Annotated in this window: 21 protein-coding genes; 5 read left to right on the top strand and 16 right to left on the bottom strand. The window is 45.7% G+C overall.

Annotated elements, in window-relative coordinates; translation table 11 throughout:
• Nucleotides 1–19 precede the first annotated feature (19 nt).
• On the bottom strand, nucleotides 20–469 hold the full coding sequence (locus DVG79_RS12635; protein ID WP_114597044.1) for a general stress protein: 450 nt from the start codon (nucleotides 467–469) through the stop codon (nucleotides 20–22).
• A 78-nt stretch (nucleotides 470–547) separates the two neighbouring features.
• Entirely contained in the window at nucleotides 548–1276 is a 729-nt protein-coding gene (locus tag DVG79_RS12630; protein WP_158537539.1) for a hypothetical protein, read from the bottom strand.
• 115 nt (nucleotides 1277–1391) lie between these two features.
• Between DVG79_RS12630 and DVG79_RS12625 the strand changes: the two genes are divergently transcribed.
• Nucleotides 1392–2024, top strand: coding sequence for a FusB/FusC family EF-G-binding protein (locus tag DVG79_RS12625; protein ID WP_158537538.1), 633 nt, complete (start codon nucleotides 1392–1394; stop codon nucleotides 2022–2024).
• A 44-nt stretch (nucleotides 2025–2068) separates the two neighbouring features.
• Here DVG79_RS12625 and DVG79_RS12620 read toward each other — a convergent pair whose 3' ends face one another.
• The 4 genes from DVG79_RS12620 to msrB all read right to left on the bottom strand — a co-directional run bounded on the left by DVG79_RS12620 (nucleotide 2069) and on the right by msrB (nucleotide 10641).
• The gene (locus DVG79_RS12620) at nucleotides 2069–3589 is read right to left on the bottom strand and encodes a GGDEF domain-containing protein (RefSeq protein WP_114597041.1); all 1521 of its coding nucleotides are present in this window, start codon (nucleotides 3587–3589) and stop codon (nucleotides 2069–2071) included.
• A gap of 191 nt (nucleotides 3590–3780) precedes the next feature.
• Nucleotides 3781–6318, bottom strand: a complete 2538-nt coding sequence (locus tag DVG79_RS12615) for an ATP-binding protein (protein ID WP_114597040.1) — start codon at nucleotides 6316–6318, stop codon at nucleotides 3781–3783.
• Nucleotides 6319–6481: 163 nt separating this feature from the next.
• Entirely contained in the window at nucleotides 6482–9394 is a 2913-nt protein-coding gene (locus DVG79_RS12610; protein ID WP_114597039.1) for a S8 family peptidase, read from the bottom strand.
• Between the two features lie 146 nt (nucleotides 9395–9540).
• Complete coding sequence (gene msrB, locus DVG79_RS12605) at nucleotides 9541–10641, bottom strand: peptide-methionine (R)-S-oxide reductase MsrB (protein WP_114597038.1); 1101 nt, start codon at nucleotides 10639–10641, stop codon at nucleotides 9541–9543.
• A gap of 187 nt (nucleotides 10642–10828) precedes the next feature.
• Here msrB and DVG79_RS12600 point away from each other — a divergent pair, with 187 nt between their 5' ends.
• The gene (locus DVG79_RS12600; RefSeq protein ID WP_114597037.1) at nucleotides 10829–11215 is read left to right on the top strand and encodes a DUF302 domain-containing protein; all 387 of its coding nucleotides are present in this window, start codon (nucleotides 10829–10831) and stop codon (nucleotides 11213–11215) included.
• A 62-nt stretch (nucleotides 11216–11277) separates the two neighbouring features.
• On the opposite strand, the gene DVG79_RS12595 is transcribed toward DVG79_RS12600, so the two are convergent.
• The 9 genes from DVG79_RS12595 to DVG79_RS12555 all read right to left on the bottom strand — a co-directional run bounded on the left by DVG79_RS12595 (nucleotide 11278) and on the right by DVG79_RS12555 (nucleotide 16609).
• Entirely contained in the window at nucleotides 11278–12054 is a 777-nt protein-coding gene (locus DVG79_RS12595) for a sulfite exporter TauE/SafE family protein (RefSeq protein ID WP_114597036.1), read from the bottom strand.
• Nucleotides 12055–12108: 54 nt separating this feature from the next.
• Complete coding sequence (locus tag DVG79_RS12590) at nucleotides 12109–12336, bottom strand: sulfurtransferase TusA family protein (RefSeq protein WP_012369262.1); 228 nt, start codon at nucleotides 12334–12336, stop codon at nucleotides 12109–12111.
• A gap of 33 nt (nucleotides 12337–12369) precedes the next feature.
• Nucleotides 12370–13506 carry an MBL fold metallo-hydrolase gene (locus DVG79_RS12585; protein WP_114597035.1) on the bottom strand — a complete coding sequence of 379 codons (1137 nt, stop codon included), beginning with the start codon at nucleotides 13504–13506 and terminating at the stop codon, nucleotides 12370–12372.
• Nucleotides 13507–13538: 32 nt separating this feature from the next.
• Complete coding sequence (locus DVG79_RS12580; RefSeq protein WP_114597034.1) at nucleotides 13539–14105, bottom strand: sulfurtransferase TusA family protein; 567 nt, start codon at nucleotides 14103–14105, stop codon at nucleotides 13539–13541.
• A gap of 48 nt (nucleotides 14106–14153) precedes the next feature.
• Nucleotides 14154–14450 (bottom strand): rhodanese-like domain-containing protein, encoded by a 297-nt coding sequence (locus tag DVG79_RS12575; protein WP_114597033.1) that lies wholly within the window; start codon nucleotides 14448–14450, stop codon nucleotides 14154–14156.
• A gap of 22 nt (nucleotides 14451–14472) precedes the next feature.
• A complete protein-coding gene (locus DVG79_RS12570; protein ID WP_114597032.1) occupies nucleotides 14473–14838 on the bottom strand; it encodes a rhodanese-like domain-containing protein in 366 nt (121 codons plus the stop codon).
• Between the two features lie 15 nt (nucleotides 14839–14853).
• Nucleotides 14854–15333 carry a DsrE/DsrF/DrsH-like family protein gene (locus tag DVG79_RS12565; RefSeq protein ID WP_014969361.1) on the bottom strand — a complete coding sequence of 160 codons (480 nt, stop codon included), beginning with the start codon at nucleotides 15331–15333 and terminating at the stop codon, nucleotides 14854–14856.
• Nucleotides 15334–15389: 56 nt separating this feature from the next.
• Nucleotides 15390–15653, bottom strand: a complete 264-nt coding sequence (locus DVG79_RS12560; protein ID WP_114597031.1) for a metal-sensitive transcriptional regulator — start codon at nucleotides 15651–15653, stop codon at nucleotides 15390–15392.
• A gap of 107 nt (nucleotides 15654–15760) precedes the next feature.
• Nucleotides 15761–16609, bottom strand: coding sequence for a LysR family transcriptional regulator (locus DVG79_RS12555; RefSeq protein ID WP_114597030.1), 849 nt, complete (start codon nucleotides 16607–16609; stop codon nucleotides 15761–15763).
• 116 nt (nucleotides 16610–16725) lie between these two features.
• On the opposite strand from DVG79_RS12555, the gene DVG79_RS12550 reads away from it, so the two are divergent.
• On the top strand, nucleotides 16726–17592 hold the full coding sequence (locus DVG79_RS12550) for a sulfite exporter TauE/SafE family protein (protein WP_114597029.1): 867 nt from the start codon (nucleotides 16726–16728) through the stop codon (nucleotides 17590–17592).
• On the opposite strand, the gene DVG79_RS12545 is transcribed toward DVG79_RS12550, so the two are convergent.
• Complete coding sequence (locus DVG79_RS12545) at nucleotides 17589–18446, bottom strand: YihY/virulence factor BrkB family protein (protein WP_114597028.1); 858 nt, start codon at nucleotides 18444–18446, stop codon at nucleotides 17589–17591. The two genes, DVG79_RS12550 and DVG79_RS12545, sit on opposite strands and share 4 nt — an antisense overlap.
• A gap of 184 nt (nucleotides 18447–18630) precedes the next feature.
• On the opposite strand from DVG79_RS12545, the gene DVG79_RS12540 reads away from it, so the two are divergent.
• Together DVG79_RS12540 and DVG79_RS12535 are read left to right on the top strand one after the other, a co-directional pair.
• Nucleotides 18631–19731: a nitric oxide synthase oxygenase gene (locus DVG79_RS12540; protein ID WP_114597027.1), complete on the top strand. Its 1101-nt coding sequence runs from the start codon at nucleotides 18631–18633 to the stop codon at nucleotides 19729–19731.
• A complete protein-coding gene (locus DVG79_RS12535; protein ID WP_114597026.1) occupies nucleotides 19728–20174 on the top strand; it encodes an NUDIX hydrolase in 447 nt (148 codons plus the stop codon). Before DVG79_RS12540 ends, DVG79_RS12535 begins: the two co-directional genes overlap by 4 nt.
• Nucleotides 20175–20246: the final 72 nt, after the last annotated feature.

Raw genomic sequence — 20246 nt, 5'->3', positions numbered from 1 at the left:
CCTTTCCACTCTGGCACGGTTACAACATCCGGTCGTTTTCGTTCTCAAGTGCCCGGTTTTCATGGTCAAGCTTCCGCTCAGCCTCAATGCCTTCCGGTTCACTCTCTAAAATACTTTGGGGTTCTGGTTTAGGGCGTCTTGCCCCTTCTTCATCCGCCAACAGAACATAAGCCCCGTGTTTGACGCTTGCTACATGTTGTTCCATGTCACCTTCCGGCAAACCTAAAGATTGGAACGCTTCACGGGTTTCTTCCTCTGTTACCGGCTTCCCTGTAAACCGTTCGAATAATGTCCGTTTTCCCGAAACGAGCTGGGCTGCCGATTGTCCGCGCAACATCGCCATATCGGTTTTATCCTGCAGGACGATGTATAAGTCTTCTTCCAGATATCCGGCAAAGTGTAAGTCTTCAATCTGACGAATCAAATCCGTCTCATTATCATATGTTCCGATCAACTGCTTTTTCCCCATTGGTCATTTCCCCCTTTTATACTTCTATAAGGGATATACCCCAAAAAACCAAAAGCAATGACACCAACTGCCGCTTTCTTAAGAAACCGGTCTTTTTTCTTTCGCAAACAACCGGTCCCGTTTCCGAAAGACAAGAACTACCGCCACCAGGACTGCTATGACGCTCAGGACTGTCATGCCTTGTTGAAAGTCCGTTAAACGTTCATTAAAGAACAGACCGACATAATACCAAATCATGACAAGACCAAAGACCCAGTCGGTATGCACAAAAATAAAAAATACGATGCCGCAGGCAAATAAAATTAGCATGACTGTCACCCATTCGGATGTCGTCAGCCCAAACAAATCTTCAAACCGGAAGTCACGCAGAATACGAAATGGTAAAATTAATATCTGGATACTCGACCAGGCAAGAAAAACGGAAAAGGGAGAACGCATCCACGGGGAACGGTTCGGATGATGTTGTACTTTCATATAGATGATACATAAACTGATAAACGAAATCGTCGTCAATACAAGTTCCCATGGAGGACCGACGATGCTACTCGCTCCGTATCCGAGCATCGTCAATATAAACCAGCCGCTGATATCAAAAATTAATGTCCGGTCAGCCGGATACGCTTGGACAGGCCGGATACACCAAATCAGCAAAGTCGTATAGACAACACCAAACACCGCATCCGTAAACGATGCCGGCACGATGGCAAGAGGCTCTCCCGTCGGCGGTTCATACCAGACGACACGTGCTAAAAGGACAAATAAAAAGCTGATTAAATTTAACAGGCGAAGTCCGGTCAATGCTTGCATTCCTGTACACCTCCTCAGGTATTTATTTCCCGGGTGTTACATGAAGAAAACAAAAAAATACCGTTTCACCGAAACGGATTTCGTGAATAAAGACTTACAAAGGGAGCGATATCTTATGGAACCTTTCATTCAACCATTTCAGTACAATTTCATCCGTGGTCAGGTCGATGCGATGATTCAGCAATTGGGTACCGTCCATGATCCGGACGTCCGGGACGCCGTCATTTACAGTGCCTCTAAAAAAATCTTTGATTTGCTTCCGGTTTTGACTGCCGAACAGGAGGCATTATTGATGGTCGTTCGAACCGTTCAAACTGAGACGGATTTCGCCCGGTACCTCGAGGATATCCAACCGTTCGTCCAATCTTTCCCGTCGATTACCGAACAGCAACTGCAGCAACTGTTTCGAAAAACGAAGAAGTTACGGCATCCGCCTCTTCACTCGATCGATTTTCTTAAGACAACCTATTTAAGTTGGAACGATACCGGGAATAAAAAGAAATTCTTCGTCTATCCTTTGAAAGGAGAATGGGTCGGAATCGAAGGCACGTATCTTCCGACGATTCAAAAAGGCATCTGTACCATCTGCAATCAATACAGTGATGTCACCCTTGTCTCCGCCCGGACGAACCCATCCGCTGATCAATACCGGGCAATCGGAAATTATATTTGTATCGACAGTGACCATTGCAATGAGCAAGTGACTGACCCGATCGCTTTGGAGAAATTACTGAGTAAGATGAAATGAGTCAAAAAAAGTCCCCGACAGTTGTCAGGGACTCTTTGCTTGATTCAGACTTCCACATGAAATTGATTTTTTCCGCGCCGCTTCGCTTCATACATCGCGACATCCGCCTGTTCGATTAATGCCGTCCGGGAAGTCGCATGCGTCGGATAGACAGCGCCGCCAATGCTTGCCGTCATGAAGACAGGCGTGTCCTTCAGAATGAACGGTCGTTCGAATAACTGAACCAGCTGTCGGCCACATGCTTCGATGTCCGATTCGTCTTTGACATCAAATAACAGTAAAACAAACTCATCCCCGCCTTGTCGGGAGATGACCGTATTATGCGGCAATTTTTTTTCAAGACGGTTGGCGATATCAATGATCAACTGATCTCCAATTTGATGGCCGTATGTATCGTTCACTTGTTTAAAATGATCAATATCGATGAAAAACAGACCGACAAATCGTTGATGAATTTCCGCCCGGCGAAGTTCCTCCTTGAACAAGCGGGCAAACAAATACCGGTTCGGTAAATTCGTCAGTGCGTCATGATACGCCATATGCTCCATCTCTTCCAATGCCTGTTCGAGTGCTGCCGTCCGCTCCTCGACTTTCGCCTCAAGATTTTCCCGCAACCGCTGATTGTCCATCACGATCCGAACCTGCCTTGAAATCAATAAAGGAATGGCAATCATTAAACCAATCGTTAAACCATTCCAACTGACGGCTTGACGTGCCATTGTCACAAACAAAATCAACAGGAAGACATACGGTGTCACGAGACGAATCCCGTCCAGAATCCGCCGGTTGACGTTAAATCCAATCGGTCGTTCATCGACATCAAATAACAGTCCTGCCCCGCCAATTAATAAGACGGTCGCAATCCAAATCGGATCCAGCCACATCAAAGAAATCGGAAAACTGGTTCGATCCAAAATGACGTATAATAAATCCGCAATCAACTGCAGATGAAAACCAATCAATATCATCAGAAGCGGGATACTGTTTCCACGTTTCATGACACCAAAGAACAGGATCAGCATCCCACCCAGTAACAACAGATCTCCTAATGGATAACGGAGTAATAACAGTGTTTCCATGCTGAACAGTTCCGCCTGTTCCAAATACGGCGTGACGAGATAATGCCAGGAAATCGCCCCTGTCACAATCAAAATGATGAGTTCATCAAATAGGAAAAATCGTAAATTCACTTCTGAACGGCGACTGATTAAAAAATAACAAAAAGCCAGCAAATAAAATCCGATTTGCAGACTGAATATTAAATCAATTCCATCAAACATTCCGGAACGTTCCAAGTGCTGTTGGGACACGATCAATTCTGCCGTTTCGCCAATCGCCAGCGACATATTTCCGAATAAGAGCAGTAAAAATAGACGTTGCGTAAAGGGACGATTCGGATGACGCCGCGCCGCCGCTACCAACATGATCGTCGAAAGGACCGCGCCTAGAATCATGAACAGGCTGTTCCCTGTTCTCGAAAGATCCGATGATGTGCCGATGATTCCTAACCATAACAAATGAGACATCACCCATCCGCCGATGATGGTATAGATTAGTTTATGCATCGTCCACGCCCTTTCTTTTGTCCTAGTTCGTTTGTCCTATATGTTTATCGGCAAATCTTTCTGTTTTTTAACTATCTTTTCATTATATTTAAATATTCACTGAACGTCTTGTGTTTTTTCTCAGCGTTTGAAAAATTATTGTAAAACAAAAACAGGTACCGGTTGCTGAAGCAATCCGATACCTGTTTGGATTAGACATTTTCCAATGCGTGCAACGGCAGGGCGACCGTAAAGGTACTTCCCTTTCCGACAGTCGATTCGACATGAATCACACCGTCATGTTCTTTGACGATTTCCTTACAAATCGAAAGACCAAGTCCCGTACCCCCGATTCGTCGTGTATCTGAATTATCCACACGATAAAATTTATCAAACAGATGGGCAAAGGCATATTGTGGAATCCCGATACCGTGATCGGTAATCTGAATCGTCGCATTTTCCTGATCCGTGCTGACTGTAATGTCAACCTGTCCACCGTCCGGTGAATACTTGATGGCGTTATTGACTAAATTGTTCAGCAACTGCTTAATCCGTGTTTCGTCTCCAATAATCGCCGGTCGTTCTACACTCAACAAGTGAAGCTGAATATCGTGAAGTCCGTTTGACGCCTTATAGACACCAATCACTTGATCGACAATCGAATACAAATCAAGATGAGCCATTTGGTAACGTTGTCCACCCGATTGCATCCGTTGAACATCGAGGAAATCGGTCACCAAATTCGACAGCCGTTCCGTTTCATTATGAATCGTCGACAAATATTTCTGTTGTTTTATCGCATCAATCTCCCGATTGAGCATCAATTCCGTGAATCCGTAAATCGAAGACAAGGGAGTCCGCAATTCGTGAGACACCGTCGAAACAAGTTCGGTCTTCAGACGGTCTGCTTCTGTTTCCCGGGTAATATCACGGATGACGAGGATGACCCCTTTCCAACCACCTTCAATATCGATTCGTTCTGCATATACTTCAAGATGTGCGGAATTACCACGGACATCAAATTGAACTTTATCCGGAGAAACTTCCCCGGACCGGATCAAGTCCAAATAATCGTTAAATCGTTCGACATCATCGACGATATTACGCATCACTTCAATCACATAACTGGCCGACGATAAAGTCCGATCCCTCGTAAATTCGGATTGCAGCTCCGGTATCAGTTCGAACAACGGACGGTTGACGTATAATTCATCATTTCCGTCTTCCAGATAAATAATCGCTTCCCGGATTGAGTCAAGTACCTGCTCGGTCTTTTGTTTTTCCTGCTTCATCTCGTCATATGAACGTGTCCGAAGCAGTGATAAGGTCATCTGCTGCGAGAACTCACGCATATCCATCAACTGTTGCGGCTGGTATGGAGACTGATAACGAACCATGTAGACGGCAGCCATCAACTGTTTCGTCGATGGATCGTAAATCGGCAAGGCAACTTCATGCGTACTGAAGCTGTATGGTGTGTCGTTTGTCCGCGAAACCCGTTTTTCCGACTGAACGACTTTTGTCCCTAACCGCATCCGGTTCAATAAGGAATTCTCATCATCCAGTAAGGATTGAACCTGTTGTATCTTCATGCCGTTCGTCGTCGCACCGATGTAAACGCCATCGTCATACAACAACAAGGCTCCGTATTCGGATGAAGTGATATCCAACATTTTTTGAACAATCGCCGGGTACGATTCGACTGTTTCCCGGACAGCGAGTGCTTCCGTTAATTCGCTGCGCATCTTCAGCTTCTCTTCGTTTTGTTTCGTCGCCTGATACGCCTCTTCGAGTTCTTCTTGTTGCGATTGCAATTCTTCTTGTTGGGCCAGTAATTCTTCACTCTGCGCCTGTAATTCTTCGTTTTTATTTTGCATCTCTTCTTTATGCAGACCGGTTGTCACAGCCATCTGATTAAAGGAAGAACGCAACATGCCAATCTCATCTGCCCGCCGCTCCATAACATCCATCTCAATCGGCTCGTTCCGCGACAGCTTTCGATTGTCCTCAATCAGGCGTAATAACTGTTTCGTCATTCGTTTCAGGAATGGATGAACAAACAGTAAAATAAAGATAATCAGGACAAAGATACTCGAAATCCATATCCATTTCGTTTTTGCGACTTCACTCCGCAGGTTGGCAACGGCCGTATCCTGCTGTTGTTGTAAATTATTCCGGTATTCATTTAATGCCGAAGAGGCTTTTTCAATATCCGGTTCGACATCAATCGAACCGTCCGCTGTTTGTTTTAATTGACCTTGTTCCACCAATCGTTTGGCAATCGGTAAAGAGAACAGACTGTCACCCTGTAAAAAATCTTCATTGATTTGATTCGCCTTTTTTTCATTTACGTACGACTGGGTCAAAGGAAACAAGGCCCCATAATATAAGTTGTACATATTCGTCATTTGAGCGGCAAATTCTTCTTCTTCATCCGTTTTGGCTTTACGGGTAAACCAATCCGTTTCACTTTTGATTTCAGTCCGCAGTTCCTGGATTTCATCAAAACGTTCCTGGTTACCGAAAATAACAAATCCCCGCAAACCAAACTGGACATTCTGCCAGTTATCCCATAAATGATCCGCACGACGATTTTGTTCGCTGATGACTTCCAAGTTATCGCGTGATGATTCGATTCGATTTTCCATGTAACCATAAACCCAAAAGGAAGTCATCGAAACCAAAAACAGTAAGACATAAAATACTGCCAGTAATTGCCGCCCGATTCGTCTCCGAATCCAATTAATCATGAAATATCCTCCTCATCATCCGATTGGAATGATGCTTTTCTAAAAATAATAGAATCAATTAAAAATAGCATATTTTCAAAAAAAATACTTTAAAAGTAAGACAACCCCTCAAAAAAAAAAAGCAGCCTTTTTCGTTTTACCCGAAAAAGGCTGCTTTCAAGACTTATTTCTTCGCTTTTTTGACGACAACTGCTGTTTTAGGACTCGTTTGTTTCAAGTCATTTTTAAGGTAGACATACAGCTTCGCTCCTGCTTTTTGTTTCGCAATCTTTACAGAGAACGTTCCTTTAGAAGTGACCGTTCCTTTGGCAATGACTTTTTTCTTCGCATTTTGGATATACACATGCGCTTTTTTCTCACCTGTACCGGTTACTTTCGTTTGACCGGCTGTCACCGGCTTCACTTTTGGTGCTGCCGGTGGAGCAAGGACCGTAAGGACAGTCGCTTTGCTTGAACGGTTGGCAATATCTGTTACCGTGACCGCAAGACGGGTGTTTGGTTGCAATGCTTTAACTTTGACCGTAAACTTCCCTTTGCTGTCGACAACGCCTTTTCCAACCACTTTGTTTTTCGCATCTTTAATCGTAATCTTACCGTTCGCAATCGCGGTACCGGTTACTTTCGTTGCTCCGACCAACACACGGTTGACTTTCGGTGCAGCCGGTGCTTTCCCTGGCAAGACTTCCGTCCGTTCCGATGTCACGTCAAGACCGTTCGCATAACGAATCGTCAAGACAGATGTTTTTTCCTGACGGGGAATCGCCACACTGTATTTACCGGCTGTTGCTGTTGTTTTTGCCAACATTTTTGCCGTATCTTTTGTATCCGTCAACTTTTTCGTCGACCAAACTTCAACTTTTGTACCCGTTTTAACTTGTCCGCTGACAACAAGCTGGTTGTCATAAACCGGGTTTACTTTTCCGTTTAGGTGCAATTGCGAGATCGCACGTGTGATGTTGACTTTTCCATATCCCGATACCGGGCTGACGAATGCCGGGAAGTCCGGTGTCATTTCTTTTTCATATCCCGGTGGATACTCATCTTCCATATCGTCTTCATCATCGTACCAATCATTTGGATTCTCAAAGGCAAGCGGTTCAGCACTTGTCCGTAAGATCGACTCGATTTGTTTTGGTGTCAATTTGGAATTGAGTGACGCCAGAATCCCCGCAACTGCTGCGACGTGCGGTGACGCCATGCTTGTACCGTCCATATAAACGGTATTACCGTCCGGAACAAGACTTGCAATTTTTGAACCTGGTGCGACAACATCGAGTCCGATGCCGTAGTTCGAATAATCAGCAACCATACCGAGCGGGTTTGTCGCTCCGACGGAAATGGCATATTCTGAACTGGCCGGGAAACCAACGGACATATCGTATTCGTTACCTGACGCTGCGACGACCGTTACACCGTGATCTGCCGCATATTTCATCATATATGCCATCGTCCGGCTTTCCCCGCCGCCAAGACTCATATTGATGATTTTTGCTCCGTGATCAACTGCATATTTAATTCCGAGTGCAATCGCATCCGTTTCCCCTTCACCGTTAGCGTTCAAAACCTTAACAGGAAGAATTTTCGCCGACTGATGGATACCGCGAATGCCGTAATCATTTTCAAGAGCTGCTGCAATGACACCTGAAACGTGTGTGCCGTGACCGTTATCGTCGAGTGCATTTCCGTTCCCGTTCACATCGACGTAGTTCTTTTCCTGGGCAATATCAACTTTCCCTTGTAAATCCTTCAGGCGGTAATCGACCCCTGTATCAATAACTGCAATCGTGACTGGTTTTAACTTTTGACCGGCATTATTTGCCAGGAATTTTTCGAATCCGATTCCCGCATCCGGGAACTGTTCGACGCTCGATTTTTGGTTGAGCGACCATTGGTAGTCATAGTTGATGTCACCAGTTGCACGGTATGTCTGAACTTCTTCGACATACTCAACAGCACTTGATTTTTTCAACGATTGTTTCAGGACTGCTGCCGACTGATTTTTAACCGTCGGATCTTCCGTGACGATGACAAACTGACCTGTTTTACCAAGCGATAACTTCTCAACGTCTGTTGCCTGTGTGCCGGCAATTTTCATCGTCCGCTCAGTATGACCCGGTTTCAGCTTAACGATGAACCGTGTTTTGGCTTCTGATTTTACTTGAATACCGAACGGTTTAAACGCTTCTGTTAAGTCTGAACCACCGATTGTTTCAATGTTCGCCGTCTTCGCGACTTGATTGATTTCCGTTGCGATGACTTCCGGTGATGCGTCACGCGTCAACGCGTATAATCGGTTGACCGCTGCTTGATCGGTTTTCGTCAATGTGTACGCCGTCCCGTTGACAAGAGCAGACATGGCCGGCTTCAGTGATTTTAAGTCTTCGTAAGCTTGTGTCCGTTTATCTTTGTTGAACAACAACGTTTTGACGACGTATGGTGAGGCTTTGTAGTACAACGACGTTAAGCTGCGTCCTTGTTCCGACTGGCTCAACACTTGTTTTTGAATCGCATGCATCAAAGCAAGCATCGGCTTTTCATCCGATGTTTGTTTGAGTGCTTCTTCCGCCATACAGCTCATATCACTGATTGGCTCGTATTCGACCGCCAGTTTGACATTGTTGTACGTCAAGTTAACGTGAGCAGGTTTGACCGTCTTACCTTCTTCGATTTCCGGATAATAATCGACTTTGACGTAGTACGGTCCGTCCCATGCATAAGGAACAGCCAGTTTCGTGACGTCCTTGTCACTTGGTTCCGCATATCCGCGGTAACGGTCAAACGTCTCATCCTTTGATGCCATCTCTTGACTCGGGTAAGCCGTTACTTCAATCGGCTGATCCGTATCAATCGACAATTCAAAGTGTGTCGCCGTTTTTTCAATTCCGGCTTGATGTTCGACCTTGTACCAGTATGTATTCTTTTCATTTGTTCCTGTTTCCAAAACTGTTTCCTGTCCTGCTGTTAATAAGACAGCTTCTGACAATTCGCTTGCCGCTGCTGTTTTAACAGCTGATGGTCCGATTCCGAGTGTCAGAATCAAACAGCTCAGCATGAGCCAAATCGTTAACTTTTTCACAACGTTCCTCCTCAAGATATGATCTTACATTGTGTTTAGTATAAACAATATTTGGATAAAATGGATAGTTATTTTTAAAGCGGTCACCTTACAGTTTCGAAAGAAAAGGGACTTCTCACGAAAGTGAAAAATCCCTTTTTAGCTGATTATTTAAATTCGGAAGCATACTGACCGTAACCTTCTTTTTCGAGGTCGGCTTTCGGCACAAACCGTAAAGCGGCTGAGTTCATACAATAACGTAAACCAGTCGGCTCAGGACCATCGTTAAAGACATGTCCAAGATGCGCATTTCCGTGCCGGCTTCTGACCTCCATCCGCTTCATCCCTAATGCAAAATCACTTTTCTCAATGATATTTCCTTTTTCTAACGGTCGACTGAAGCTCGGCCAGCCGGTTTTCGAATCAAATTTATCATTAGAAGAAAACAGCGGTTCACCGGAAATCAGATCGACATAAATCCCGTCCGCTTTCAAATCGTGGTACGGATTATCAAAAGCCGGCTCTGTCCCGTCTTCCTGGGTGACCTTATACTGAATATCCGTCAATTTCGCTTTGATTTGATCATCGGTCAATTTCGAATACTTTGGTATATCCAGTTTGGGCTGATCATTCCAATACTGATTAATGAATTCATCACGTCCGGATGCAGCGCGGTAGAATTTATATTTCTTTTCGCTCTTCAAGTAATAATCTTGATGATACGCTTCCGCCTCGTAAAACGGACCGGCTTCAATCAACGGTGTGACAATTTTTTTGTCAAAGATGCCGCTCTCGGCCAAATTTTTCTTCGACTGTTCCGCAATCTGTTTTTGTTCCGCATTCGTATAGAAGATTGCCGTCGTATATGATTCGCCTTGATCGACGAATTGACCATTCGGATCGGTCGGATCGATTTGGCGCCAGTACACATCCAGCAGTTGTTTATACGAAATGACATCAGGATCGAACGTAATCAGAACCGCTTCCCGGTGACCGGTTGTCTCTGCGGATACCTGGTTATATGTCGGATCTTTTACATCTCCACCGGTATATCCGGAAATTACGGATTTGACCCCTTTTAACTCTTCGAACGGCGGCTCCATGCACCAGAAACATCCTCCGGCGAGAATCGCCGTTTCTTCTTTTGTATACGACAACTCTTTGCTTCCACTCGATTTTGCCTGTTGTTGCTGGAAAACAAAGTAGCCGCCAATCATGATCGCAATCAATGCTACGACTGATACAATCGTCAACATTCGTTTCTTCATCTCCCTCCGCCTCCTTTTTTAAGCTTACGTCGTTCACCCGCGGGCAGATGTCTTTTTTCTAATGTACCTTGATTTCACACAGTTTGTCGCCCGGTCTGCCTTCATTCCGCACATTCAAAAAAGACGATTCATCCTGTCAAAAGAGGGAAATAAATCTAAGACATCTAAAAAACCGGGAGGGGTATTTATGTTTGATTACACGGTCAGTTCCAATCATTCAACGGAAGAAACGATTGAACGTCTGAAGACAGCACTTGCTGAGATTTCGTTCGGTGTCTTATGGGAGTTTGATTTGGCGAAGAAATTCGCTGAAAAAGAATTACCGTTTGACGACCAGTATCATATCCTTGAAGTTTGTAACCCGAAAGAAGCCCATCGTGTCTTGTCGGCGGAACGGCGGGCCGGCTACTTTTTGCCGTGTAAACTCGCTGTCTATACGGAAGATGGACAAACGAAAATCGGCATGCCGCGCCCGACCTCACTGATTGATCTGGTGGAAGAAGACGAATTAAAACAAGTCGCACTCGATGTTGAACGGCAACTTGTCGATGTCATTGAAAAAAGTCGTTTGTAGCTTCATCAAAAAAAGCGATACTTTGCTGACGTACAAGCAAAGTATCGCTTTTTTGTATTCTTTCATAAAATATCCACCCAGATTTTGACGGCTGTCGCTAAAATCAGGACAGCGAGAATGATTTGCAGTATTTTCGTGTTCATCTTTTTCCCGGCGATTGCGCCGAGCGGTGCCGCAATCAGACTGGCGACGACCATGACAGCCGCCGGTCCCCAATCGACCTGCCCTGTCGTAATCTTTCCGACCGTTGCGCCGATTGACGAAATAAAGGTAATCGCGAGCGACGAAGCAATCGTCATCCGGGTCGGGATTTTTAAAACGACGAGCATAATCGGAACAAGTAAGAATGCTCCCGCCGCACCGACGATTCCGGCCCCGACTCCGACGATGAACGCGCTACTCGCCGCAATTGTTTTGTTGAACCGAACCTGATCGAGCGGAATATCATCCAGTCCTTTTTTCGGAACGAACATCATGACCGCTGCCGTTAACGCCAATATTCCGTAGACGATATTGATGGTATCTTCCGCCAAAATATTTGATCCGTAGGCACCGATAAAACTTCCGATTAAAATGGCGCCACCCATACTTACGATTAATGACTTGTTGAGATAACCGCCTTTCCGGTAAGCCCAAACGCCGCCAATCGTCGCAAAAAAGACTTGAATCGCACTGATTCCCGCCACTTCATGGGCCGAAAAGGCAGCGAATCCGAGCAACGGCGGAATGTATAACAGCATCGGATATTTGATGATTGAACCGCCGATTCCGAGCATCCCGGAAATGTATGATCCGACAAAACCGATCAGGAAGATGGTTACGATAAATCCGATTTCCATTCGATTCACTCCTTTAAAAAAGGAGGACTGTCGCCAGCCCTCCTTCAACTTGAATTACCCTTTTTGGATCCAGAATTTTAAAACGCTGGCATCTTCTTCGTGTTTGACGAGCTCATGGCCGCCTGATTTTGCCCATGCCTGTAAATCGTTTTTAGCACCTTTATCGGTTGCGTGGATTTCAAGAATCTGACCGGATTCGAGTCCCGCGATTGCTTTTTTTGTTTTAACGATCGGCATTGGACATGCAAGTCCTTTTGCATCTAATACGAGTTCTGATTTCATAATTGTAATTCCTCCTGAAGTGATTTTTTTAGTTTAGCGAACGGCACAGCGGTTTGGACCGACTTCCATCTCACGTTGTGCTTCGAGATCCGGTGTCTGTTTCCCCATGTTCGTCTCACGGATTTCCTGGTACGCATTCGGTTGCGGCGGCAAGTTTTCTGTCACCATTTTCCGGAATGTTTCTTCGTCTTCGATGTTCAAGCCATGATTGTTGGCAAGTAATACATCCAGTTTTTCTGCGACGCTGCCGTCTTCGTTTAATTCTTCGATTAACATGAAGTGAGCAGGCAGAACAATCAGATCTTTCGACAGTTCACGGTACGTGTTGTAGAGCGAGTCTCTTAAGTCACCGACCCAGTCTTCTGCGAGACCGGCTAAATCAGGACGCCCGATTGAATCAATAAACAAAATGTCGCCCGTCAGGAGATAACGATTATCGACAACGAACGAAGTCGATCCGATCGTATGTCCCGGGGAATAAAGTGCCCGTACATCAATTTGTGTATCTCCTACCTGAACGTGGCTTCCATCTTCGAGCGCTGCATAATCAAACGTGACGTCTGTAGCGTCTTTTGGTGGCAACCAATATGTCGCACCTGTTTTTTCCGCAATTTCACGACCACCTGAAATGTGATCGGCATGAAGATGTGTATCAAAAACATGTGTGATTTCAAGCTGATGTTCTTTTGCATAGTCGAGGTAAACATCTGTCATGCGTGTGGCATCCACGAGGACGGCTTCGCCTTCCGAGATGATCATGTAAGACAGGCAGCCTTTCCCGATCCGGACGAACTGAACGACTTCGCCACGATCTGCACCGGTTTCATTTAATGATCCAAGTGAGATCGGCTCGAGGTGTTCGCTCCAGGCTTTCATTCCTCCTGCGAGATAAGAAACCGTCCGTCCTGCTTCTTCCAATAAATCCGCGACAAAAATAGACGATCCTTCTTTCGCACAGACGACGAGCACGTCCTGATCGGTCGGCAGTTGGTCTAAAATGTCTTCGACACCATCAAGTAAATCAAAATAAGGAACGTTCAAGTAGGAAAACTGTTCGCCTTCAATCTTCCAGTCCTGGAATGCGTCTTCATTACGGACGTCCAAGATAAACATTTTTTCGCGGCGAATGATTTTTTGCGTCACTTCTTTTGTTGTCATTGCTTGTGCCATGTGTTGTATTCCTCCTGATAATAATTTACGAATTAAACGGTTTGATTGGTATCATACTTCCAGTCACTCATACCGGGAACGACGTTTTGAACGTTGAATCCTTTAGCATCGAGTTGTTGGCAAGCCAAGTCACTGCGGTTTCCTGTCCGGCAGACCACATAAATTGTTTTAGACATATCGAGTTCTTCCATACGTTCTTCCAGTTCACCGAGTGGAATGTTGACGGCACTCGGGATATGTGAAAAGGCGTATTCAGCTGTTTCCCGAACATCCAGAATCATTGTATCCACGTTGCCGCGAACAGCTTCGACCGTCTCGTTGTTGACGACTTTTTGAAATGCCGGTGCTTCCTGATCATTACCGGAAGCTTTTCGGACGTAATGACGAAGAACATCGCCGTCTTCAATCGTTCCGAGGTATTGGTTGCCTGTACTGTTTGCCCAGGCCCGAAGATCAGCCGTCGATCCTTTATCTGTCGCTTGAACCTCTACGACTTGACCCGGTTCCAGTGTCTTCATCGTTTTTTTCGTCCGAACAATCGGCATCGGACATGCTAAACCACGTGCATCAAGTACGATATCTGTTTTGATTGTCTGCAAAAGTATTCGCTCCTTTTACCTCTAGGGGTATAATTAAGATTAAAAAAATTAGTTGGTTTTACCTTCGTACGCCATCATACCGCCATCCATATTGATGACATCAAATCCCTGTCCTTCGAGATATGTTGCGGCACGGCCACTTCTTGCACCAGAACGGCAGACCATGACATATTGTTTTTTCTTATCGAGTTCGTTCATTTTAAACTCCACAAGACCGAGTGGGATATGAATCGCATTTGGAATTTTACCTTCTTTGACTTCATCCACTTCACGAACGTCGATGATGTTAAGTTGTTCTCCGTTCTCTAGCTTTTCCTGTACTTCTTTTGCTGTGAATCGTTTCATTTGTTATTCCTCCTCGTGTTTTTTAACGCCAAGCATTCATTCCGCCTGACACTTCCGTTACTTGCGTATATCCGGCTTTTTTTAATTGTTTGACCGCTTGTTTACTGCGCATTCCGCTTTGACAGATCACGATGACTTCTTTGTCTTTCGGAATCTTGTCAAGTTGTGACGGCAATACTTGAAGCGGAATGTTCTTAAATCCTTTAATGTGATTTCCTTTGAACTCACCCGGTGTCCGGACATCCAAATAAAATCGGTTACGATCGCCTAAATGCTGTTTCAGTTCAGTTGCTGACAGTTTATTGACACCTTTTGTCGGTGCAAACATCCGGTAAGCGAGAAAGGCAACAATCACCAGAAATACGATGTTCAAGATATCCACTTGCATCAGTCCTCCTCGAAATTAGATGAACAGGTTGACGTTTCCGTCTTCAGCATCCGCAAGATACGCTGCCACGCCGGCATATTCGATCCCATCATGCAATTCTTCCTGCTTTAAGCCGAGCAGATCCATCGTCATCGTACAAGCGACCAGTTTTACATCCTGCTCTTTTGCCAGTTCGATTAAATCCGGAAGCGGCATCGCATTGTGTTTTTTCATGACGTTTTTGATCATCTTTTGACCGGCACCACCGAAGTTCATTTTGGAAAGTGGCATCTTGTCGGCACCACGTGGCATGAATTTACCGAACATTTTTTCAAGTAATGTTTTATCCGGTTGAATCGGTTCGTCTTTACGCATTGCGTTTAATCCCCAAAATGTATGGAAAATCGTCACTTCGTGATCGTAAGCTGCCGCACCGTTTGCGATGATATATGCTGCCATGACCTTATCGTAATCTCCACTGAACAATACAATCGTTGTTTTTTTAATCTCTGACATCTGAAAAATTCCTCCATCTATTTTACCCCTAAGGGTATTAATCATTGTAAAATTTTTTATCTGCTTTTCAGTAATAATTGAACCGCTTCTGCTACAGCCTGTTCATGGTTATCGGCGGTTTCGTCATTCGTGACACACTCAATGAGATTTTCACTGACGACGAGTCCAATGACACGATCAATCGCGCTCCGTGTCGCACTCAGTTGAGTGACAACATCTTTACAGGACGCCTCTTCTTTCATCATCCGGGTAATGCCGTGAAGCTGACCTTCAATCCGGTTCATCCGATGAATGATTTTGTCTTCGTATACTTTTTCCATGTGAAGAACACTCTCCTTTTTTACCGTGTGACCTGTGTCATATCTGTTGGCTACATTCCATACAATAATACCTACAGGGGTATATGTCAACGAAAAAGTTTTCCTGATCACTTTGTCTTAAAAAATTCATCCATCCACTTTTGAGAAAGACGGGGCACTTCCCCTTTTAATGTAATGAACTGAAATGTCCGTTCTTTCATAATGACACCCTCATGGATTTTAAAATCTGCCGACTCCAGTAATGCCCCTGCCAAGCGTTCCGAGAGGATTGAAATACCTGTCCCATTCAGAATCAATTGTTTGATCAACCGATTGGAATGAACAGTAATCACCCGCTTCGGAGTAATTTGCTGATGCTGTAACCAGGACTCGAGCGCCAGGCGGGACACTGATCCGTCTTCCCGGTAAATCCACGTAGCCTGATCAAGCGGCAGATCTCGCCGGCCGATGATCCGTAAGCGGTCCGAGGCAAACGGGACCGCTTCGATTTGCGACAGATGGATCGTTCCTTCTACTAATCCAAGATCAATTTCATAATGGAGCAAGGCCTGTTCAACCTGTTCCTGATTCATCAACTGCACATCGATCGAGACATCCGGATAGGCCAGGAGAAAGCGATGAATCATCTCTTCTAACATCGTTTCGTAAATCGTATGCGTTGCAGCAATCCGTAGCGTGCCCTTAGTGATTCCAATCCGTTCGTCCATCTCCTGATCGAGACGGGTCACCTGGTGCAACAGTTCCTTGGCATGACGGTACACCACTTCTCCGGCTTCTGAAACTTTGACGGTCTTGTTGAAAGAATGCCGGTGAATCAGCTGTTGGCCAAATCGTTCTTCGAGATGTTTTAAATGAAGACTGACAGTTGGTTGTGAAATGTAGAGTTCCTCTGCTGTTTTCGTAAAATGCTTCGTTTCAACTAATGTGACAAACGTTTTTAGCTCGTTCAGGTTCATTTTTTTCCACCTCATCTATTTTTCTGATCGTTACTATCAGTATAATTCATTTTTCTAATGAACGGATTTCCCAGTATAGTCAGATGTAGCTACTACACTGGAAAGAAGGGTTTATTTTGACGATTGGATTATTTGTTTTACTCGGTGCCGTCATTGGCATCTTATCCGGATTTTTCGGAATCGGCGGCGGCATCATTTTGACGCCTCTATTATTGATTCTGGGTTATGCCCCGAGCACCGCGATTGTTTTAAGTCTGTTGTTAACACTGGCTTCCACCATGACAGGAACCGTTTCACATCTCCGGCTCAAAAATGTTCATCTACGCGACGCGTTGACGGTCGGAATTTCCGGGATTGTCGGTTCAGCGGTCATTACGCCGGTCGTTTTTTGGATGGAACAGCATACAGGCGCAGACGCCGTCATATCAGGTCTGTACGTCGTATTGCTTGTTTGGTTCGCCATTCAATTTTTAAAACCGGCCAAACGAACTGAAAGTGAACATCACATACTCGATGCTCCCTTCTTAAAATTAGTTGTGATTGGTTTTGCAGCCGGAATTTTATCTTCTTTAATGGGTGTCAGCGGTGGATTTTTATTGACTCCTCTCTTGATGCGATGGGTCGGTTTCCCGCTCAAACAAGCGATTGGAACAAGTATCGCTTCCGCGACACTGATTGTTCTCGGTGGGGTCACGAGTTATTTCATTTCCGGTACGGACGCACCGCTTTATCTCGGCGGTGCTTTGATTGCCGGTGCTTTGATTGGTTCCCCGATCGGTGCCTCTTTCCTCAATCTGTTTGACAACCGGTTCGTCCGGAAAAGTCTTGGTCAGTTTTATGCCGTCGTTGCACTGAGTGTCATCACAAAAGTATTGGGGTTCCCGACGCTGTCTTTAATTATCTTAGGTACGTTCACCATCAGTCTGCTCGGTATGTTTCTTTATCAAAAATGGACGCAACGTCAAACAAAAGACCGCCCTTAACGGACAGTCTCTTGTTTGATTTTTTCAGGTTTTAAGACTTTCGCTTCCTTCTTTTGGCGCATCCGTTCGGCGTTCATCAACCCACCAAGCATCAGGACGACAGAGGACAAATAGAACCACGTCATCAGGACGATAATTCCGGCCAGCTGTCCATACAGGCGGTCGTAACTGCCGAACTCCGCGTAGTACGAGAAGAATTCAGAAACGGCCTGCCAGGCGATTGTCGCAAACAATGCACCCGGTAAGACTTGACGGACTGTCAACCGGACACTCGGCAGAACACGATACAAGAGAATGAAGAAGACGAGCAGGAACAATGATCCGAGTCCCCAACGGAATAAAAACCAAATCCAGGAGTAGTTCGTGACAACATCATTGACGATGGCAAAATGCGTGATGAAACGCCGCGTTAACTTTTCAGCAACCGGAACGAGAAGCGACATCGGTAAAATAACCATCATGCCGACCGTAAAACCGAAGTCCTGCAGTAACCCTCTCCAAAACGGCACTTTCCGCGTGACTTCCAGCGCATCATTCAATGATCGAACCAATGACTGCACCGACATCGAAGCGAGCCAGAAGGCTGCCAGGAAACTGATCGAGGCAAGTTTCAATCCCCCGTCATCAAAAATCCCGACGACGTTTTTCCGGATCAATTCATATGTTTCCGCCGGGGCAAACGGACGGATTAAATCAAGGACGTCTCCTGATGTGAACGGTAAAAAGGATACTAATCCAACTACAAATAACAAAAATGGGAATAAGGACAACATCAGATAATAGGCGAGTTGAGCCGATTTATCAAAAAAGGCTTCGCCAAAAAAGCGGGCAAATACAGGTTTTAATAATGACATAACAATTTCCTCACTTTCGAATAGTTCTTTCCCCTATCCCCCTTTCAATACACTTTCTAAACTTTTAACGTCTTTTGAACTTGTAAGTAAGTGTTTAGCGATTATCGTTTGGCACAACGCGCAAGCAAACGGTACACTGAAGCAAGAACAGTCGTCGTGTTGGATGAAAGAAAGGATTTACGCCGTGTCTACTTTACTCACAGAAGCCGAAAGCTTTTTCCATGACTATATAGAACAATACCCGCAAGACAGCTATCGTCTGCACGAAGTCCGCGAAGAAATTTTGCGGACAGGTACGTATACGCAAACGCTTCAAGAACTGACTTATGGAGCAAAACTTGCCTGGCGGAACAGCAACCGCTGTATCGGGCGCCTCTTTTGGGAGCAACTTCACGTCATTGATGCCCGGGATGCCCTGACTGTGGAATCGATCCGCGACACCTTGTTTCATCATATGGAGTACGCGACCAACGATGGACGGATCCGTTCGACGATTACGATTTTTGATCCCGACCGGGTCCGCATCTTGAACCATCAATTAATCCGTTATGCCGGTTACGACACCCCGGACGGTATCATTGGTGATTCGGCATCGGTTGCATTCACCTCGCTTTGTGAGTCGTTCGGATGGAGTGGACAAGGAACCGACTTTGATCTTCTGCCGTTACTGGTCGAACTCGACGGACAGGTCAGTCTGCATCCGATCCCGGACGAACTGGTGCTTGAAGTCACGATTCAACATCCTGATTTTAACTTGTTCGCAAACCATACCGTCAAATGGTACGCTGTCCCGATGATTTCTGACATGCGGCTTGAGATTGGAGGCATCTCCTATCCGTGCGCCCCGTTTAACGGCTGGTACATGGGGACGGAAATCGGTGCAAGAAATTTGGCCGATGTCGATCGATATAACCTCTTGCCGCTGGTCGCGGAGCAGCTTGGACTGAACACATCCCGGGAACGGTCGTTATGGAAAGACCGGGCACTCGTCGAACTCAATTATGCCGTCCTCGATTCGTTTGAACGGGCCGGCGTGACGATTGTCGACCATCATACGGCGACGAAACAATTTGCCCGGTTCGAAAAAAATGAAGCGGCTTGTGAACGGGACGTAACCGGAGAATGGTCCTGGCTCGTACCGCCCATGAGCGGTGCCGCGACGCATGTCTTCCACAAAGACTTCGATCCGGCCGTCAAGCGTCCGAATTTCTTTGCCCGTTCTGCGCCTGCGGAAGAGACAAATATTTCAACCGGCTGTCCGTTTCACCAGGGGGTCCCTCGATGAATTATGTCGAGACACTCCGAAAGCAAATCGGACAGACCCCGCTGATTCTCGTCGGTGCCGTCGTTCTCGTCATCAAGGACGGACACATTTTGCTCGAGCAACGGAATGAAACACAAGCCCGGTTCGGACTGCCGGGCGGTCTGATGGAATGGGCGGAGTCAACAGACGAAACTGCACGCCGTGAACTGTTGGAAGAAACAGGTCTTGTCGCTGAAGACTTGACGTTACTCGGTGTCTATTCCGGAAAAAACTATGTCACGACGCTTGCGAACGGTGATGTCTTTCAAAGCGTCACGCTGGCTTACGTTGCTTCCGAAACGACCGGAGCCTTACGCATCAGTGAAGAAAGTGTTGCGTTAACGTATTTCCCTTTGGCAGATTTACCGGAGCAAATCGTCGGCTCGCATCGGGTGATGATTGAGGACTATTTGAGACAGCTGTAATCAGGCAGTCTCTTTCTCCGTACAGAATCAATCTATTGGAGGATACGAACGTAGTTTGATTTTGGTTTTCTA

Source organism: Exiguobacterium sp. RIT594 (genome assembly GCF_003339585.1).
Taxonomy (GTDB): domain Bacteria; phylum Bacillota; class Bacilli; order Exiguobacteriales; family Exiguobacteriaceae; genus Exiguobacterium_A.
The sequence above is the reverse complement of the archived record's forward strand: the minus strand, read 5'-3'. Positions and strand labels throughout refer to the sequence as shown.

Excerpts from the sequence above, each read along its gene's own strand:
- DVG79_RS12585 (WP_114597035.1), bottom strand. The coding sequence starts at position 13,506 with ATGGCACAAGCAATGACAACAAAAGAAGTGACGCAAAAAATCATTCGC.
- DVG79_RS12535 (WP_114597026.1), top strand. The coding sequence starts at position 19,728 with ATGAATTATGTCGAGACACTCCGAAAGCAAATCGGACAGACCCCGCTG.
- DVG79_RS12625 (WP_158537538.1), top strand. The coding sequence starts at position 1,392 with ATGGAACCTTTCATTCAACCATTTCAGTACAATTTCATCCGTGGTCAG.
- DVG79_RS12590 (WP_012369262.1), bottom strand. The coding sequence starts at position 12,336 with ATGAAATCAGAACTCGTATTAGATGCAAAAGGACTTGCATGTCCAATG.
- DVG79_RS12620 (WP_114597041.1), bottom strand. The coding sequence starts at position 3,589 with ATGCATAAACTAATCTATACCATCATCGGCGGATGGGTGATGTCTCAT.
- DVG79_RS12565 (WP_014969361.1), bottom strand. The coding sequence starts at position 15,333 with ATGTCAGAGATTAAAAAAACAACGATTGTATTGTTCAGTGGAGATTAC.
- DVG79_RS12600 (WP_114597037.1), top strand. The coding sequence starts at position 10,829 with ATGTTTGATTACACGGTCAGTTCCAATCATTCAACGGAAGAAACGATT.
- DVG79_RS12595 (WP_114597036.1), bottom strand. The coding sequence starts at position 12,054 with ATGGAAATCGGATTTATCGTAACCATCTTCCTGATCGGTTTTGTCGGA.
- DVG79_RS12570 (WP_114597032.1), bottom strand. The coding sequence starts at position 14,838 with ATGCAAGTGGATATCTTGAACATCGTATTTCTGGTGATTGTTGCCTTT.
- msrB (WP_114597038.1), bottom strand. The coding sequence starts at position 10,641 with ATGAAGAAACGAATGTTGACGATTGTATCAGTCGTAGCATTGATTGCG.
- DVG79_RS12630 (WP_158537539.1), bottom strand. The coding sequence starts at position 1,276 with ATGCAAGCATTGACCGGACTTCGCCTGTTAAATTTAATCAGCTTTTTA.
- DVG79_RS12555 (WP_114597030.1), bottom strand. The coding sequence starts at position 16,609 with ATGAACCTGAACGAGCTAAAAACGTTTGTCACATTAGTTGAAACGAAG.
- DVG79_RS12545 (WP_114597028.1), bottom strand. The coding sequence starts at position 18,446 with ATGTCATTATTAAAACCTGTATTTGCCCGCTTTTTTGGCGAAGCCTTT.
- DVG79_RS12635 (WP_114597044.1), bottom strand. The coding sequence starts at position 469 with ATGGGGAAAAAGCAGTTGATCGGAACATATGATAATGAGACGGATTTG.
- DVG79_RS12615 (WP_114597040.1), bottom strand. The coding sequence starts at position 6,318 with ATGATTAATTGGATTCGGAGACGAATCGGGCGGCAATTACTGGCAGTA.
- DVG79_RS12575 (WP_114597033.1), bottom strand. The coding sequence starts at position 14,450 with ATGAAACGATTCACAGCAAAAGAAGTACAGGAAAAGCTAGAGAACGGA.
- DVG79_RS12560 (WP_114597031.1), bottom strand. The coding sequence starts at position 15,653 with ATGGAAAAAGTATACGAAGACAAAATCATTCATCGGATGAACCGGATT.